13 protein-coding genes are annotated in these 13,317 nt (G+C 75.3%); all 13 read right to left on the bottom strand.

What is annotated here, in order from left to right; all coding sequences use genetic code 11:
- Positions 1-253: zinc-ribbon domain-containing protein (locus ACFWPI_RS11440; protein ID WP_380424744.1), on the bottom strand; the 253-nt coding region annotated here is incomplete at its 3' end.
- A gap of 3 nt (positions 254-256) precedes the next feature.
- Positions 257-874, bottom strand: a complete 618-nt coding sequence (locus ACFWPI_RS11435; protein WP_380371016.1) for a phage tail protein — start codon at positions 872-874, stop codon at positions 257-259.
- Complete coding sequence (locus ACFWPI_RS11430; RefSeq protein ID WP_380371019.1) at positions 871-2,832, bottom strand: putative baseplate assembly protein; 1,962 nt, start codon at positions 2,830-2,832, stop codon at positions 871-873. The genes ACFWPI_RS11435 and ACFWPI_RS11430 overlap by 4 nt, the downstream gene beginning before the upstream one ends.
- Positions 2,832-3,278 (bottom strand): GPW/gp25 family protein, encoded by a 447-nt coding sequence (locus ACFWPI_RS11425; RefSeq protein WP_380371022.1) that lies wholly within the window; start codon positions 3,276-3,278, stop codon positions 2,832-2,834. Before ACFWPI_RS11425 ends, ACFWPI_RS11430 begins: the two co-directional genes overlap by 1 nt.
- A complete protein-coding gene (locus ACFWPI_RS11420; protein ID WP_063346007.1) occupies positions 3,275-3,586 on the bottom strand; it encodes a PAAR domain-containing protein in 312 nt (103 codons plus the stop codon). Before ACFWPI_RS11420 ends, ACFWPI_RS11425 begins: the two co-directional genes overlap by 4 nt.
- Before the next feature lie 75 nt (positions 3,587-3,661).
- Entirely contained in the window at positions 3,662-5,443 is a 1,782-nt protein-coding gene (locus tag ACFWPI_RS11415) for a VgrG-related protein (RefSeq protein WP_380371025.1), read from the bottom strand.
- Positions 5,440-6,159 carry a LysM peptidoglycan-binding domain-containing protein gene (locus ACFWPI_RS11410; protein WP_063346009.1) on the bottom strand — a complete coding sequence of 240 codons (720 nt, stop codon included), beginning with the start codon at positions 6,157-6,159 and terminating at the stop codon, positions 5,440-5,442. The genes ACFWPI_RS11415 and ACFWPI_RS11410 overlap by 4 nt, the downstream gene beginning before the upstream one ends.
- 58 nt (positions 6,160-6,217) lie before the next feature.
- Positions 6,218-6,646 carry a phage tail protein gene (locus ACFWPI_RS11405; protein ID WP_063346010.1) on the bottom strand — a complete coding sequence of 143 codons (429 nt, stop codon included), beginning with the start codon at positions 6,644-6,646 and terminating at the stop codon, positions 6,218-6,220.
- 75 nt (positions 6,647-6,721) lie between these two features.
- The gene (locus ACFWPI_RS11400; RefSeq protein WP_380371030.1) at positions 6,722-7,306 is read right to left on the bottom strand and encodes a hypothetical protein; all 585 of its coding nucleotides are present in this window, start codon (positions 7,304-7,306) and stop codon (positions 6,722-6,724) included.
- Positions 7,307-10,490: 3,184 nt separating this feature from the next.
- Positions 10,491-10,649 (bottom strand): DUF6760 family protein, encoded by a 159-nt coding sequence (locus ACFWPI_RS11395; protein ID WP_347878560.1) that lies wholly within the window; start codon positions 10,647-10,649, stop codon positions 10,491-10,493.
- Positions 10,646-11,140 (bottom strand): hypothetical protein, encoded by a 495-nt coding sequence (locus ACFWPI_RS11390; protein WP_063346011.1) that lies wholly within the window; start codon positions 11,138-11,140, stop codon positions 10,646-10,648. The genes ACFWPI_RS11395 and ACFWPI_RS11390 overlap by 4 nt, the downstream gene beginning before the upstream one ends.
- A complete protein-coding gene (locus ACFWPI_RS11385) occupies positions 11,137-11,577 on the bottom strand; it encodes a phage tail protein (protein WP_063346012.1) in 441 nt (146 codons plus the stop codon). Before ACFWPI_RS11385 ends, ACFWPI_RS11390 begins: the two co-directional genes overlap by 4 nt.
- Before the next feature lie 38 nt (positions 11,578-11,615).
- The gene (locus ACFWPI_RS11380) at positions 11,616-13,163 is read right to left on the bottom strand and encodes a phage tail sheath family protein (RefSeq protein WP_380371035.1); all 1,548 of its coding nucleotides are present in this window, start codon (positions 13,161-13,163) and stop codon (positions 11,616-11,618) included.
- Positions 13,164-13,317: the final 154 nt, after the last annotated feature.

The raw sequence follows: 13,317 nt of genomic DNA, 5'->3' as shown, positions 1-13,317 counted from the left end.
GTTCGGCGGGCGCCGCGGACGGCCGCACGGGCGGTTCCTCGCGGGCCGCGCCGGCGGGCGGAGCAGCGGGCGCAGCAGCGGCAGCAGGCGGGGCGGCGGCGGGCGGAGCGGCGGCAGCAGGCGGCGTGGCGGCAGAGCCGGGAGCCGCGGAGGTGGCGGCAGCCGCCCCCGACCAGCCGAGGTAGGCACCGCAGTTACCGCAGAAGTCGTCCCCGTCCTCGTTGGCCACTCCGCACTCGGGACACGTACGCATTGCTCAGCTCTCTTCCGCACCGAGTGGACCGAGTGGACCGGATGAACCAGGTGAACCAGGTGGACCGGACGGACCAGGCGGCCCGGACAGGACCTCCACCCGGCAGGTCAGGTGGACCGGGCAGGACGCCCGGACGACAGCCAGCACCTGCTCCTCGTCCACCGCCGGGGTGCGCTCGGGCCAGACCCGTACCAGCAGTTCCCCGGAGGGCGGGGGCGGCAACTCCGCGCCCGCGGTGGTGGACCAGGCCACGCCGCCGCCGTCCACGATCTGCGCGCCGACGCCGAGGATCAGCCGCAGCCGTTCCCGGAGCCCGCGCCGGGTGCCCCGCCACCGGTGCAGTTCGACCGCGCGGCCGACCACGGCCCGGCGGACCTCCTCCGGCCAGGCCGGGTCGGTCTCGACGGCGACCCAGTCCGCCAGCCACTCGACGAAGTCGGCCGGGGCCAGGCGCGGTTGGAAGTAGGCGGGCAGGTTGTCCAGGGTGGCGAAGACCGGGGCGAGGACGGTGTCCAGGCCTGCGGTGAACCGCTGGGCGAAGTCGTCCTCGGCGTAGAGCGCGGGCAGGAGTTCACCGATCGGATGCGGGCTGGGCAGCCCGGGGACGGCCGCTCTGCTCATCGCTGACCGTCCGCCGGGAGCGCGGCGACCACGACCTGGTGCTGGTGCGAGAAGACCAGCGCGTCCGGGGCGACGTCGACCCGTTCGGCTGGCGCGCCCCGGCGCCCGGTGATCGGATCCGCCGGGAAGAGCCGCAGTTCCTCGACCGCCGTGACCCCGGCCACCTGCTGGAGCACCGCGAACACCTCCCCGTACTGCACGGCCCGGCCGAACGGCCAGCCACTTCCGTCGGCGCCGCCGCGCAGCGGGTTGAGGTGCCGGAACAGGGCCGCGAGCGCCGCCTCCCGGACCCGGTCGCCGTCCGGGGAGCGGGTCGCGAGCCGGGCGACCACCGTCACCCCCTGGTAGTCGGGCGGTTGGACGACGAGCCGGGTGCCGACGAGCCGCCGCTCGTCCAGGGCCGACGCGATGGCCGACAGCACCTGCTCGCCGGGGATCAGCTGCTCGAACCGCAGGCGGTCGCCCTCGTCCGCGACCGCGTCGGGGACCACCAGCACCCGCACCGCGCCCGCCTCCCCGGCGACGGCCGGCGCGCAGCGCACCCGGGCCGCCGAGGGGGCGGCCTGCCGGGCGATCAGCTCGAAGTCCCCGGCGGTGACGGCCCGTTCCTGGAGCCGCAGCAGGTGGGGGGCGCGCACCTTGGCGTTCTCCACCGTCTCGCCGTCGACCCCGCCCCTGGCCGCCTCGCGGTTGTCGACCCTGGCCACGTACGGGACGGAGCTGCGCAGCACCGTGATCGTCGCCCGGGCGACGTTCCCGGCGGTGCCGCCGCCCGTGCGGTAGTGCGGTACCCGCAGGTGCGCGCCCTTGGGCGGCACCGCGCCGAAGGCGTGCAGGCCGCCGTCGGGTTCCCGGACGGCGGGCGGGAACGCGAACTCGCCCGTGGTCGCGTCGATCACCACGTGCCGGTCGGTCGGCGCCGAGTCGCCGAAGTGTTCGACGGCCGTCCACCGCTCCCAGCCGTCGCCGGACGCGACCTCGACCACCGGGGGCCCGCCGTCGAGCAGGACGGGCGGCCTGGCGAGCCGGAAGCGCTGGCCCGCGACGCCCTCCGAGACGCCGAGCGGCGCGTCGGTCACGGTCTGGGCGTGCACGACGGTCGCGGTGCCGCCGACCGTGAACACCTCCGCGCGGCGGATCGTCGGGGACTCCGCGTAGAACGGCTGGCCCGGCTCCGGCGCGGACACCCGGCAGCGCAGCCAGCCCGCCCGGCGCCCGGCGACCACCGAGGCGACCTGCCCGGCGGGCACGAACACCACCACCTCGCCGGGCCGGTTGAGGCCGCCGGTGGTGTCGGAGCCGGTCTCGCAGGCGATCCACCGCGCGCCGTCCCACACCTCCCACGCCAGCGGGGGCTGGCGCGGGTCGACGCCGACGCCCTCGACCCGGCTGTCCAGCCGGACGACGAGGATGCAGCGCGGCACGACGGCGGGCAGCGCGAACAGCATGGCGTCCCCGACCTGGGGGCGCGGCTGGAAGCACGGCACGTCCACGCCGTCGGCCAGCCGCGCCGTGGCGTCGGTCTGCTCCCCCGCCGCGGAGACGGTGACCAGCCGGTCGAGGGAGCTGGGGACGACGGGCAGGTCCTCGGCGGTGGAGAACACCACCGCCTCCTCGGTCTCGGTCCGCAGCGTGGACACCTCGGTGCCCGCCCGCAGCAGCACCGTCTCGGGCTGCGGGGCCGACAGCCAGAAGTCGACCTCCGCGGTCGCCGCGGCCGGCGGGAAGAGCCGGACGCCCAGCAGGTCGAGGAAGGCCGAGTAGTTCTTCTCCGGCACCCGGTTCAGCCGGTAGAGCAGCTGGTCCACCATGTACGCGAAGGTCTCGATCAGGGTGACCCCGGGGTCGGACACGTTGTGGTCGGTCCACTCCGGGGCCCGCTGCTGGACGAACCGCTTGGCCTCGTCGACGAGTTGCTGGAACCGGCGGTCGTCCAGGTTCGGGGAGGGCAGCGCCATCAGCTCACTCCCCCGGTCACGGCGCCCAGGCCACCCGGGACGTCCGGGGCGTCCGGCGAGCTCGGGATGGTGTAGAAGGGAAAGACCAGGTTGCGGCGGTCGTTGGTGGACCGCACGGTGTAGTGGACGTCGATGTAGAGCGTGCCGTCGTCGACGGTGTCGAAGGCGATCACGACGTCGTCCACCTCGATCCGCGGCTCCCAGCGTTCCAGCGCGGTGCGCACCTCGCGCGCGATCCGGCCCGCCGTGCCGCCGTCGCTCGGCGCGAACACGTACTCGTGGATGCCGCAGCCGAACTCCGGGCGCATCGGCCGCTCCCCGGGGGCGGTGCCGAGGATCAGCCGGATGGCCTCCTCGATCTCCCGGTCCCGGTCCACCATGCCGATGCCGCCGGTGGCGTTCACCCGCAGCGGGAAGGCCCAGCCTCGCCCGATGAAGCCGCTCACGCGACGCCCCCGATCAGCACGTTGAGGGCGCCGGTGACGATCTTCGCGCCGCAGGCCGTCTGGTCGCCCATCCGCGCCGCGGGCAGCCCCCCGATCAGGACCAGGCCCCCGGCCGCCGCCTTGGGGCTGGGCATGACGACGTTGCCGGGCCCGAGTTCCACGTGCGGCACGCACACGTGCAGGCTGCCGGTGACGGCGGCCGGGCGGCCGCCGATCAGCACGGTCGCCGCCGCGAGGGCGCCTGGTGGCGGGGTGGTGATGGCACCGCCGTCGCTGGTGGTGTCACCCATCCGGGCTGCGGGGGGCATCTGCGTTCTCCAATCGGGTGGTTCGAGGGGCCGGAGGGTTCGGGCCGAACTGACGGTAATTCAGCTGACGGCGATTCAGTTGATGCGCACGAGGGCCGCCTTGAGCACAGCCAGCGCGCCGCCGTCCACGGTGACCCCCGTACGGCCGGTGACGTTCACCGATCCCCCGCGCAGGTTCACCGCCCCGGCGCCGGCGTCGATGGTGATGCCGGTGGAGGACAGCCGCACCGAACTCGCCGCCGCCGCACCGGCCGCGCCGAAGACGGTCAGGACGATCTCGCCGCGCTGCTCGTCCAGCCGCACCTCCAGCTTCCGGTCCCCGCTGGCCAGCCGGACGCCGGACTGGCCGCCCGGCACGTCCAGCAGTTCCAGGCGGTGGCCCGAACGGGAGACCAGCGAGCGGCGGTTGACCTTCCCGCCGGCCGGGTCGACCAGCGGCACCTCGTGCGGCGAGGGCTTGTCGACGCCGTTGTAGAGGCCGCCCAGCACGTACGGGCTGTCCAGGCTGCCCTGCTCGAAGCCGACCAGCACCTCGTCGTTCACCTCGGGGCTGAACACCCCGCCGCCGCCCTGCCCGCCCCACTGGACGGTGCGCACCCAGTCGGAGACGTAGGTGTCGTCCAGCCACGGGAACTTCAGCCGCACCCAGCCGCGTTGCGCGCCCCCCGGCTCCCGGACGTCGGTGACCACGGCGACGGCGAGGCCGGGCATCCGGGGCCCGCGCGGCACCGCGCCGCTCCCGGCGACGAGCCCCGCGAGGGAGCGGTCCGGCGCCGCGCTGACCACGACGGTCGTCCGGTAGCCGCGGAAGGGCTCCAGCAGGTGGCGCACCGCGGTGGCCGTGTAGCGGCCCGAGAAGGCGGCGCCGACGTTGCCCAGGGCGACCGGAACGCCCGCCCGCAGCTTCGGGTTGCCCTCGACGACCACCTCCAGCTCGCCGAACCCGGCGGCCACCGAGGCGGCGACCGACCCGGCCGCGGCCGCCGTCTCCGCCTGCGTGCGGTACGGGGTGTCGGTGACGGTCATCCGCGCCTGCCCGGCGAAGGCGGCGGCCGCCGTCGACGGGCTCATCCCGGGCCGCACCGTCTCACTGGCCACCGACGGCTCCGTGGCGACCAGGGCCTTCTTGGTGAGGACGTTCCAGCCGCGCACCTCGACGGTGTCCGCCCCGCCGCCGCCCGTCAGCACGCCGCGCAGCTCCAGCAGGTTACGGCCGTACTCCAGGACCAGCGGGTTCTGCGGAGCGGGCGTCGAGGGGGCCGGGGCCGAGGAGGCCTGCTCGGGCTTGACGAACTCCAGCAGCCCCTCGTCGTCCGCCCGCACCTGCGCACCGCTCTCCTGCGCCAGGTACTGGAGGAACTCCCAGTCCGAGACGTTGGCCTGCGACAACTGCTCGTGGACGACGGGGAACGCGTCGACCCGGCCGCAGCCGAGCCCGGCGCCCGCGGCGACCTGACGGACGATGTCCGCCGTCGACATGTTGCGGAACGCCTTCACCCGGCGCCCGCGCATCAGCCGGTGGGTGATGGCGGACGCCCGCACCACGGTGAACGAGCCGGTGGTGTCCACGTCCAGCTCCAGCGCCGTCACCTCGCCGGTGAACAGCCGCACCTGCGCGTTGCCCTGCACCGTCATCACGGAGACCCGCAGCCGGGTGCCGATGGTGACCCCGGTCGCGGAGAGAAAGGTGTGGTCCGCGTCGCGGAACATCAGCACGGCCGTGTCGGGCAGGCCCGTGCTCTCCTCGATGTCGCAGGAGACCAGCTGGGCCGCCCAGACCGGCGGCAGCGGGCCGGGCGCCTCGACGATCGGATCCGCGGCGAAGGAGCGGCCGCCGCGTGCCTCGGGAGTGGTCATGACCGCCCTCCTCGGGTGGGCTCGTCGATCCCCGGCACGATCAGTTCCACCCCGGGGACGAGCACCATCGGGTCGTCGATGTCGTTGGCCTCGGCGATGGTGCGCCAGGCCGTCGCGTCGCCGTACTCGCGCCAGGCGAGCAGCGGCAGGCTGTCGCCCGCGATCACCCGGTGGGTGCTGCGCGCCTCCATCGAGCCGGAGGTCGGGTTCTGGCCCGGCGTGTCGACACTGGCCTCGTCGATGGTGAACGAGCAGGTGGCCCGCAGCGGCTTGCCGTCGACGTCGAACAGCGAGTAGGTGACCTGAAGGCCGGTCAGCACGCCGTTGAACGACGTCGTCGACGACGTGCCCCAGTCCAGCCGGATCCACGGGCTCGCCGGCTTCTTGCGCGCCAGGCTGGCCGGAGTCGGCACACAGGCCGTCATCAGCTGCTCCACCGCCTTTTCCACGGAGTCGTCATGGGTCGCCGTCGCATCGAGGAACACCTCCATGGACAGCGAGCGGGGCCCGCTGCCGACGAACTCGGGCAGCGCGGACTCGGCGGCCATCCGGGACGGGGTGCGGCGCCACTCCGAGGACTTCCGCAGCACCAGGCTCGACGGGTTGAACTGAAGCGGGAGCCTCGCGATCACCCCGCCGGGCTGGGCGCCGACCGTCGCCGGCGGCTCCATGATGGCCAGTTGGGCCCGGGTGACACTCGCGGGGACGTCTGACATCCCGCACCTCCTTCCGTTCGTCGTCCGATGGGTGGCCTGCGCCGGGTGCGGCGCGCCGTCACGATGACGGGCGCAGCCCGGCGTGGGCGATCTCCAGGGACTCCATCGCCGCCTGCGAGTTCGCCGGGTCGAACGACGGGCCCTGCCAGCGGACGGGCACGATGCCGAGCACCTGCCAGCTGACGATGGGGCTCAAGTCTGGCCGCAGGGCCACGATTTCACCGTTCTTGGGCTGGACCCGCCGCACGGTCTCGTCCAGCCAGCGGGCGATCTTGACGGTGTCCGCGGTGACCGCGCGGGTGAGCGTGATGTTCGACCAGGTGATCCGGCCCGGCAACTGCCAGGAGAAGCCGTTGTTACCGCCCTCGGCGTACTGGTGGATCTCGACCTCGGCGCCCAGCCCCGAGCACGTCGTGAACTCGCCCAGATCATTGCCGCCGATCGTGAGCTTGAAGAACACGCTCGTCGCGAAGATGTTGTCGGTCATTCCTACCTCCGTCGCCCTACCCGCCTGCCCGCCTACCACCTGCCACTGCCCGTCTGCCCGCCGCGCCCCGAGCGCTCAGCGACGGCCGTCGTACGGCCGCCCGGCGCGCTCCCTCCCCCTGCGCAACTCCGCGCGCAGCAGCCGTCCGACGGGCTCGATCAGGCGCCGGGCCAGTTCGTCGAGGTCGGCCCCCGACGTGGGCCCGGTCGACGATCCGCCGCCCGGCTGAGCGGGCGGGGCCGCGGTCGGCGGCGGGGACGAGGCGGTGGTCTGGACGGTCACCGGAGTGCGGGCCGGTACGGCGGTCAACGGCACCCCGTGCAACCCCGCCTGCTCCGCCACCCGTTGCAGCACCCGGGCGGTATCCGTCGAAGGCCGCGCCGGCCCGGACGGCCCTGAGGACGAGCCCGCGCCGTCCCGGGACGGCGCGGTCCACGACCACGACCCGGTGCGCAGCGCCGACTCCCCACCCGCCCCCGGTCCGCCGAAGCCGCCCCCCGCGACGCCCGGCGCCCAGGCGCCACCGCCCGGCAGCGGCGGCGCCGCGGACGCGGGGACGGGGGGGCCGGCGGGCCCGGCGACCGGCAGCCGCTGGACCATCGCGGGGACCGCCGGGGACGCCGGGGCGCTCGGCGGGGCGCTCGGCGGGGTGAGTCGCACCAACGGCACGCTCGGAACACGGCCACCGGAGGGGGCAACGGACGCGGACGCAGGACGCCCCCCGCGAGCGGCGGGGACCGCGGAAGGTGCTGACGCATCATCGGAGAACGCCGGTCGCACGGTCGGCTCGACCGGACCGGGGACGAGGGCAGAGCCGGCAGCAGCGGCAGCGGCAGGGCCCGCAGACACCGAGCGCTGCACGCTCGCAGCGCGCCCGGCACGGGAGGCGCCCACAGCCGCCGGGCCGGCATCGGCCACGACGACCGGGGGTGCTGGACGCTCCCCGCGCCGCACCCGACCGGCGGGAACCACGACAGGCACCGCAGCACCTCGCGGCTCCGCCGACCGGACACCCGGCTCGACAGAGCTCGGACCGCCGGAGACCGACCGCTGCACCGCCGGACCACGGCCGCCACGCTCCACAGCCACCGGCGGCACGGGAGTCTCCCCGCGCCGCACCCGCCCGGCCGGGGCGATGGCGGGCGCTACGGGCTGCCCGTCCGACGCCTCCGGGCGAGATCCCCCGGCCGTCGTCGAACGCTGCACACCCGCCCGCCCCGCAGGAAGAGCGCCGCGCTCCGACCGGCGCGCATCCGCCTCCATCGGGCCAGTACCGGGGCCGGCAGCCACCGGACCGGAACCACCAGTCGCCGGACCCCGCACACCTGCCCGCCCCGAGGGGGCACCACCGCGCCCTGACAGCCGCGGCCCCTGCGCCGCCGAGCCGGCCGACGCCGACGAGCGCGCGTCCGCCTTCACCGGGCCGGCGCCGCCGGCCACCGAACGCTGCACGCTCGGACGCCGCACGGCAGCAGAACGCCCCACCGCGCCCGAGCCGGCAGAGTCCGCAGAGCCGCCGGACGTCGATCCCCGCGCACCCGCACGCGCCACCACGGCACCCCGCGCACCCGGCACCGCCGGGGCGGTGCCTTCCGGGTCCGAGGGGGATTCCGGGGACGCCGGGCGCGCAGCGTCGGGTCGGCTCGCCTGTGCCCGTCGGGGCAGGCGCAGGACGGCGGCGGCCCGGTGCCGCCAGCTCGCGGGTGCCGCCGGTTCCGGGGCCGACGGCACTTCGGTGCGCACGGGCGGCTCCTGCGGCCAGGCGGCCCTGACCACGGGTGGGGCGGGCGCGGGCACGCGGCCGGACACCGGTGCGGGCGCCGTCGCCGGTGCGGCGAGCGTGGACGCCATGCGGCGCTCGCCGAGCAGGCCGAGCGTGCGGTGGCCCGGCCCGGCCGCCGGACGTGCGGCGGTGCCGCCGATCGGCGAGCGGGCCACGACCAGCGGGCCGGGCTCGCCCGGCGAAGCAGTCGGCCGCACCTCCCGGGCGCCACCGGTACCACTGCTACCACCGCTGCGCCGGGCCCGGCGGGCCGGGTCCTGCGGTGCCGTCCCAGGGGGAGACTGCGGCCCGGCCGCGGGGCCGGGCTCGGTGGAGCCGCCCTGCCCGCTCGTGTCAGCGCTTCGCGTGCCGGGCGCAGCCGCACGCTGGACTGCCGTGGCGCCCGGCGCGGCGGCGGCCGTGCCCGTGGCGCGAGGAGCGCCTTCCGGGCTCGGGGGCGCCACGCTTCGGCCGGCCGGCTGCGGCGGTGCGGAAGTGGCGGGGGTGGCGGGAGTCGCTGGGGTGTCAGCAGTCGCTGGGGCGCCGTGGCCCGGGGCCGTGGTCCGCCGGACGGGGCCGCGCCGGCCGTCGGCCGTACCGGCGGCCCGTGCTCCGGGTGCCGCGCCCGCCGTCGGCGGCAGCGCGGTCAGCGGCGCACCCAGGCCGCCGTGCGTGCGGGCGTTGGACGATTCGGGGCGCGCCTGTTCGGTACGCGGCTGTTCGGTACGCGGCTGTGTGGCGCGCTGCGCGGCGGTCGGACCGCCGCCGGTCTGGACGGCGCGCTGCACGGGGCCGTCCCCGCGCCGTCCGGGCTCGGGGCGGGCTAGGCGGGCCGGGCGCGCCGGGCTGCCCGGTGCCAACGGCTCCGCACCGTCCGACCCGCTCCCCGCCGGAGCAGTCGGCTGCGCGGGCGGGGAGACGATCGGCATCGGCCCGTCCCCGAGGCCGTGACCGGCGCCGCTACCAGCGCCTTGACCAGGGGAAATGACTGACGCGCCGTCGGCGTTGAGCCGTGGCGAGGCGCTGGCGGGCAGCGAGGTCAGCGGGGCACCGAGGACGGGCCGGCCCGGTACGGCGCCTCCCCTCGCGCTGTCTCCCCTAGCGGCGCGCTGCACGGCATTGCCGGTGCTCGGGGTCGGGGCATCGGTCGGCCGCACCGGGGCCGGCTCGGAGGTCTCGGACGGCCACGCAGTGGCACCCGGCTCCACCACGGGCGGCGCGACAGCGGCGGAACTCTCCACCTCCGTCGCGCTCTCGGGCCGCTCCACCGGATTCGCACCCTCGACAGGCTCCACCGACGCGACGGCAGCGGCACGTTCCACCGTCGTCGCGCTCGCGGAACGCTGCACCGGCCGGGGCGGGATCACGGCCACCGCACGCGGCGGCAGCGACCGGGGGCGGGGTGCGGTGGTCAGGGGCTTCCCGACGCGGCGCGACGGGACCGACCTGGTCGGCCTGGTCGGCCTGGTCGGCCCGGAAGCCGGCGCCTCTGAGCCGTGGCCGGGGGCGGGCGCGGGGGCAGCCGGCACGGCACCGCCCTCGGCGGCCACCGCCCGTACGGGCAGCCGTCGCACCGCGGCGCCTGACCTCTGCACCTGCCGCACCTGCCCGAGCCCGCCCGTCTCGCCCGGCCCGTCCCCCACCGAAGCCGCAGCCGAGGCCGGATCCGCAGCCTCCGACGGCGCCACCGCCGGTGCGGCGTACGGCAGCACGGGCCCGTCCGCCCCGGCGGAGACCGCCGGGCCGAGGGGCCGTGCCACCGCCCGCAGGATGCCCGCCGGGGCGGACGGCAGGACCGCGTGTCCGAGTGCGCCGGTCAGCGAGGGGTTCTGCCAGGAGGCGAGCCGGGACCGGAACCGCAGGCCGTCGCTGACCCCGCCCGCCGCCCCCGCGAGGGTCGGGGTCAGGGGCGCGACCGCGCGCCAACCACCGTCCGGGGCGGGCGCGTCGGCCCGGGGCGCGGGAGCCGCGTCACCCGCGCCGCCCGCAGCACCCGAGGTACCCGGGGCACCCGAAACGCCCGCCTCGCCCGGACCGCCGGCCTTCCGCCGTCCGAGCCTGTCCCGAATCCCCATCCCGCGCTCACCCGCCTTCGTTGACGCGGGTGTTGATCCGCGCGATCTCCCGCACCCACGCGCGGCGTTCCTGGTGGGACAGGTCGAGGATGTCCTCCCGCTGCCAGTGGAAGTGGTAGGCGATGTACGCGACCTCCTCGTACAGCCGGGTGGTCGCGTACGTCACCATTCCCCCAGGCGCCCACCAGCGAGGTCGACTTCGAAGGCGCCGTCGCAGTGCGGGCAGGTCACCGCGGCGCGGGTGTGGCCCTCGCTGTTGATCCGCTGGTAGAAGTCCTGGAGGAACGCGACGTCGGTGGCGTACATCTGCTCGACGACGCCGGCGTGCACGTCGGTGACGGTGCCGAGCCGGGTGATCACGTGGCTGAGCAGCACGACGCTCAGGTACGCCGGGTTCTCCTTGACCCGCAGGTCGATCTGGGGCATGAGCTCGTCCCGCGCGGTGGCCAGGCGCATGGCGCCGTGCCGGTGCAGGGTGCCCTCGTCGTCCAGGTATCCGCGCGGGAGCTCGAACTCGAACTCCGTGTGCAGTCCGTGCCCCTGGGGGCCCCGCCCCCGCTGCGGCGCGGCGGCCTGCGGGGCCGGGGCCGCGGCGGGAGCGGGGGCGGCTGCCGGAGCCTGCTCCAGGAGTTCGTCGAGGCTGATCCGTCGTCTCATTCGACGGTGATCTCCTCGAACACGATGGTCACCGTCTCGGTCGCGGCGCTGGACTCACCGGCGGTGAGGGTGGGGCCCTCCCACCGGCTGGCCCAGGCGTTCATCAGCTGGATCCGCCGGAGCGTGGCGCCGGTGGTGTCCTTGACCTCGATGGTGAGGTTCTGGCGCGCGGTGTTGATCGCGCCGTTGTTGAGGGTCTCGTTGATCCACTTGGTGAACGCCCCGCTCTTGTCGAGCCCGCGGGTGATCGTCACCTCGCCCGGGAGCCGCGCGCCGGGCTGTTTGCGGACGATCAGCTTGCCCTGCTGGGTCACCTGCTTGTACTCGACGACGTCCTGGTCGACGGTCAGGTTGCTGATCTCCTTGACCGACTCGACGTTGTAGCCGCCGAGTTGGACGCCGAATATGTGTGTGGAGAGCGGATCGCCTTCAGCCATGACTTCCTGTCACCTTCCGGTCTGTGCTGGCCTGCTGGTCACTCGTTGACGAGGCTCGTGCTGTCCGAGAACTGGGACAGCCGGAACACCACGAACTCGGCGGGCTTCACCGGAGCGACCCCGATCTCGCACACCACCTGCCCGAGGTCGATGGACTCCTGCGGGTTGTTCTCACGGTCGCACTTGACGTAGAAGGCCTCCGCGGCCGTCGCACCGAACAGGGCGCCGCGCCGCCACTCCTCGGTCAGGAACGCCGTGATGTTGCGGCGGATGCTCGACCACAGCCGGTCGTCGTTGGGCTCGAACACCACCCACTGGGTCCCCAGGAGGATGGACTCCTCCAGGTAGTTGAAGAGCCGCCGCACGTTGAGGTAGCGCCACGCCGGGTCCGAGGAGAGGGTCCGGGCGCCCCAGATCCGGATGCCGCGCCCGGGGAAGGCCCGCACGCAGTTGACGCCGATCGGGTTCAGCAGGTCCTGCTCGCCCTTGCTGAGGCGGATCTCCAGGTCCACCGCGCCGCGGATGACCTCGTTGGCCGGCGCCTTGTGCACGCCGCGCTCGGCGTCGCTGCGCGCCCACACGCCGGCGGCGTGCCCGCTCGGGGGGACCATCGTGTTGCGGCCGGTCGCCGGGTCGAACACCTTGATCCACGGGTAGTACAGGGCCGCGTAGCGGGAGTCGAAGCCCGCCTCGTCGTTGCGCCAGTTGCGCACCTGCTGGGCGCTCAGCCCGGGCGGGGAGTCCAGGACGGCGATCCGGTCGCCCATCTGCTCGCAGTGCGACATCACCGCGAGCTGGACGGTCCGCACGCCCTCGGCGTCGATGTCGCCGCGCTGGTAGGCGCTCATCAGGTCGGGCACCGCGACCATGGTGATCTCGTCGATCGCCTCCAGGCCGGAGAACCCGGTGCGGGCCGAGGCGTCGCCGATGTACTCGGCGGGGCTGAGCCGGGTCGTGGCGGCGGGGGCGACCGGCCCGGGCGCGGGGGCGGCCGCGAGGGCGAGCGTCTGGCGCTCCGGGCGGCTCGGCGCGGTGCCCGGCTGCTCGCTGACCGCGACGAGCTTGGACTCGCGCAGCTGGGTGACGACGTAGCCCTTGGTGTTCTTGCGGGTCGAGACGTCGTACGTCTCGGCGACCTCGGTGCCCTTGCGGACCACCAGCCGGAACCGGTCGTCGGGGACGTTCTCGCCCTCGACGTCGGCGATCTCGACGGTCAGGTCGGCGCCCGCACCGGGCAGGGCCGTGAACAGGAAGCCGGCGTGGGCGGTGGGCGCGGGCGCCGATCGGGCGACCGGCGGCCAGCCGCCGGCCGTCTCGCCGGCGGGCTCGCCGATCCGCACGACGTAGACGGCGCCGCCGCCGTTGGCGAAGAAGCCGTAGACGGCGTGGGGCAGGTAGGTGCCTTCGGAGAAGCCGCCGAACTGCTGGACGTACTGGTCCCAGTTGGTCACCAGGGTGGGCTCGTGGAAGGGGCCGGTCTGGGCGAAGCCGACGAGGGCGGCGACGGCAGTGCCGACACCCTCGATCGGCCGGGCACCGGACTGGACCTCCTCCACGTACACGCCCGGGGTGAGGTACGACGGCATGCTCGCTCCTTCGGGGGTGGCCGATCAATCGCCACCGAGTCTGCTGCCGGACCGCCGCCCGCGACATGTCCCCAGGTCCCGGACCAGGGGCAGAGCCGCTGCCCCGGCGGGCACCCCGGCAGGGCCTCACCGGTCGTCAGTCGGTCGCCGGCCG

Source organism: Kitasatospora sp. NPDC058492, assembly GCF_042720685.1.
In the GTDB taxonomy this organism is placed as follows: Bacteria; Actinomycetota; Actinomycetes; order Streptomycetales; family Streptomycetaceae; genus Kitasatospora.
The sequence above is the reverse complement of the archived record's forward strand: the minus strand, read 5'-3'. Positions and strand labels throughout refer to the sequence as shown.

Excerpts from the sequence above, each read along its gene's own strand:
- ACFWPI_RS11435 (WP_380371016.1), bottom strand. The coding sequence starts at position 874 with ATGAGCAGAGCGGCCGTCCCCGGGCTGCCCAGCCCGCATCCGATCGGT.
- ACFWPI_RS11380 (WP_380371035.1), bottom strand. The coding sequence starts at position 13,163 with ATGCCGTCGTACCTCACCCCGGGCGTGTACGTGGAGGAGGTCCAGTCC.
- ACFWPI_RS11430 (WP_380371019.1), bottom strand. The coding sequence starts at position 2,832 with ATGGCGCTGCCCTCCCCGAACCTGGACGACCGCCGGTTCCAGCAACTC.
- ACFWPI_RS11420 (WP_063346007.1), bottom strand. The coding sequence starts at position 3,586 with ATGCCCCCCGCAGCCCGGATGGGTGACACCACCAGCGACGGCGGTGCC.
- ACFWPI_RS11410 (WP_063346009.1), bottom strand. The coding sequence starts at position 6,159 with ATGTCAGACGTCCCCGCGAGTGTCACCCGGGCCCAACTGGCCATCATG.
- ACFWPI_RS11415 (WP_380371025.1), bottom strand. The coding sequence starts at position 5,443 with ATGACCACTCCCGAGGCACGCGGCGGCCGCTCCTTCGCCGCGGATCCG.
- ACFWPI_RS11405 (WP_063346010.1), bottom strand. The coding sequence starts at position 6,646 with ATGACCGACAACATCTTCGCGACGAGCGTGTTCTTCAAGCTCACGATC.
- ACFWPI_RS11390 (WP_063346011.1), bottom strand. The coding sequence starts at position 11,140 with ATGAGACGACGGATCAGCCTCGACGAACTCCTGGAGCAGGCTCCGGCA.
- ACFWPI_RS11385 (WP_063346012.1), bottom strand. The coding sequence starts at position 11,577 with ATGGCTGAAGGCGATCCGCTCTCCACACACATATTCGGCGTCCAACTC.